2 protein-coding genes and 1 pseudogene are annotated in these 2,068 nt (G+C 64.0%); all 3 read left to right on the top strand.

The features are described from left to right. A partial coding sequence (locus ACEW8G_RS06445) for an RsmB/NOP family class I SAM-dependent RNA methyltransferase (protein ID WP_373487612.1) occupies positions 1-628 on the top strand: 628 nt, incomplete at its 5' end. A 95-nt stretch (positions 629-723) separates the two neighbouring features. Continuing rightward, positions 724-1,386 carry a ribulose-phosphate 3-epimerase gene (rpe, locus tag ACEW8G_RS06440; RefSeq protein ID WP_373487611.1) on the top strand — a complete coding sequence of 221 codons (663 nt, stop codon included), beginning with the start codon at positions 724-726 and terminating at the stop codon, positions 1,384-1,386. Then, positions 1,383-2,068: pseudogene (locus ACEW8G_RS06435) on the top strand (heparinase); the annotation flags it as partial. The gene rpe and the pseudogene ACEW8G_RS06435, both read left to right, overlap by 4 nt.

The raw sequence follows: 2,068 nt of genomic DNA, 5'->3' as shown, positions 1-2,068 counted from the left end.
GCAGGATCTCGCCGCATCGCTGCCCGCCCGGCTGCTGGGTGCAGGCGAAGGTCGCCACGTGCTTGACCTGTGCGCCGCGCCCGGTGGCAAGACCATGCAGCTTGCCGCTGCCGGATGGCGGGTGAGCGCGGTCGACAGCTCGGACAAGCGCCTGCAACGCCTTGAGCAGAACGTCGCGCGTACTGGCCTCACGGTGGAGACGATTGCCGCTGACCTACTCGACTGGGCGCCCGATGGGCCCGCCGACGCGGTGCTGCTCGATGCGCCGTGCAGCGCTACCGGCATTTTCCGCCGCCACCCCGATGTGCTCTATCGCATTGCGCCGCGCCACATCGCCGAGCGCGCGGAGCAGCAGACGCGGTTGCTGGAGCGCGCCGCCGACTGGGTGAAGCCCGGCGGCGTCCTCGTCTATGCGGTATGCTCGTTGGAGCCCGAGGAGGGCGAGGCGATCACCCAGGCGTTTCTTATTGCCGATCCGCGCTTTGCGATCGATCCGGTTGACCAGGAAGAACTGCCCGACGGTGTCACACCGCACGCCAATGGCTGGGTACGCACCCTGCCAGGAATGCTTGTGCGATCGGGCGGTCTCGACGGGTTTTTCATGGTGCGGATGCGACACAGCGGCTGAAATGGCTCGGCTTGACTTATGCCTGTGCAAATCATGTGGATAAGCGGTGGACGGTCCTTGCTCCACCATATCTTGCGGGTTAGTCCCCTTAACAAATGCCCCAACCACCACTGATAGCTCCGTCAATCCTTTCTGCCGATTTCGCGCGTCTCGGCGAAGAGGTGCGTGCGATTGATGCCGCTGGGGCCGACTGGATCCATATCGATGTGATGGACGGGCATTTTGTCCCCAATATCACCATCGGCCCGGCAGTGGTCAAGGCTTTGCGCCCGCACACCGCCAGGCCATTTGATGTCCATCTGATGATCTCGCCGGTCGACAGCTTTGTGGAAGCCTTTGCCGATGCCGGGGCGGACATCATCACCGTCCACCCGGAAGCCGGACCGCATGTCCACCGCACCGTTCAGCTGATCAACTCGCTGGGCAAAAAGGCTGGCATCGTGCTCAACCCGGCCACGCCCGCCAAAATGCTCGATTATCTGATCGACGAGATCGATCTGGTGCTGGTGATGAGCGTCAACCCGGGCTTTGGCGGGCAAAGCTTCATCACCAGCCAGTTGCGCAAGATCGAGGCGATTGCCAAGATGATCGCCAAATCGGGTCGTGCGATTGATCTTGAGGTCGATGGCGGCATTGATGCGATCACCGCGCCGCAGGCGATCAACGCCGGCGCCAATGTGCTGGTCGCAGGCACTGCAAGCTTTCGCGGCGGGCAAGACCAATATGCCGCGAACATCCGGGAGCTTAAAGGCCAATGAACGATCTGGCACCCGACAAGCGCCGGCAACAGCGTGCGGGAGCCATGGCCAGCACTGCCAGCGAAGCAGACCGCCGCCTGCCGATGATCGGCGCCGACACCAAAGAGCCGCGCCCCGATTTGATCGAGCACGAGCCCCGCGACGTTCCCGCCGGGCGCAAGCAGCTGGTGCGGCAGGAAGCCGACCGGGGCCTCTCGCTGACCGAAAGCGTTGTGCATTATTTCTACCGGATGACCTGGCGCACCCCGCTGCACAAGTTGCGGCTCAAGGGCCGCTCACCGTTGCGGCTGCTGGCTGCGCCGACCGACCCGTTTGCGGGCGACGCGCGGCGCGGCAAGGCGATCCGCGCCGGGCATTTCATGTTCGGCCATAACAAGCTGAAGCTTGGCGAGCTGGACTATGCCAGCCTGAAAGCGCCCGATGAGGTCATCGATTACATCCACAGCTTCGGCTGGCTACGCGACCTTGCCGCCTCTGCGCCGCGCGACCAGTGCGTGCCGATTGCCGAGCGGCTGGTGTCGCAATGGCTCGATGCGCATCTTGAAACCGTGTCAGACCCGGCGTGGCGCGCCGATTTGGCGGCACAGCGCATCCTCAATGCGGCCGCGCATGCGCCGCTGATTTTGTCGAGCAGCGATCTGGTGTATCGCTCGCGCGTGCTGCGCAATTTCGCCAGCACCGC

This window comes from Blastomonas sp., from assembly GCF_041747255.1.
In the GTDB taxonomy this organism is placed as follows: domain Bacteria; phylum Pseudomonadota; class Alphaproteobacteria; order Sphingomonadales; family Sphingomonadaceae; genus Blastomonas.
Note: the sequence above shows the minus strand (reverse complement) of the source record. Positions and strands in the feature narration are given on the sequence as shown.

Excerpts from the sequence above, each read along its gene's own strand:
- rpe (WP_373487611.1), top strand. The coding sequence starts at position 724 with ATGCCCCAACCACCACTGATAGCTCCGTCAATCCTTTCTGCCGATTTC.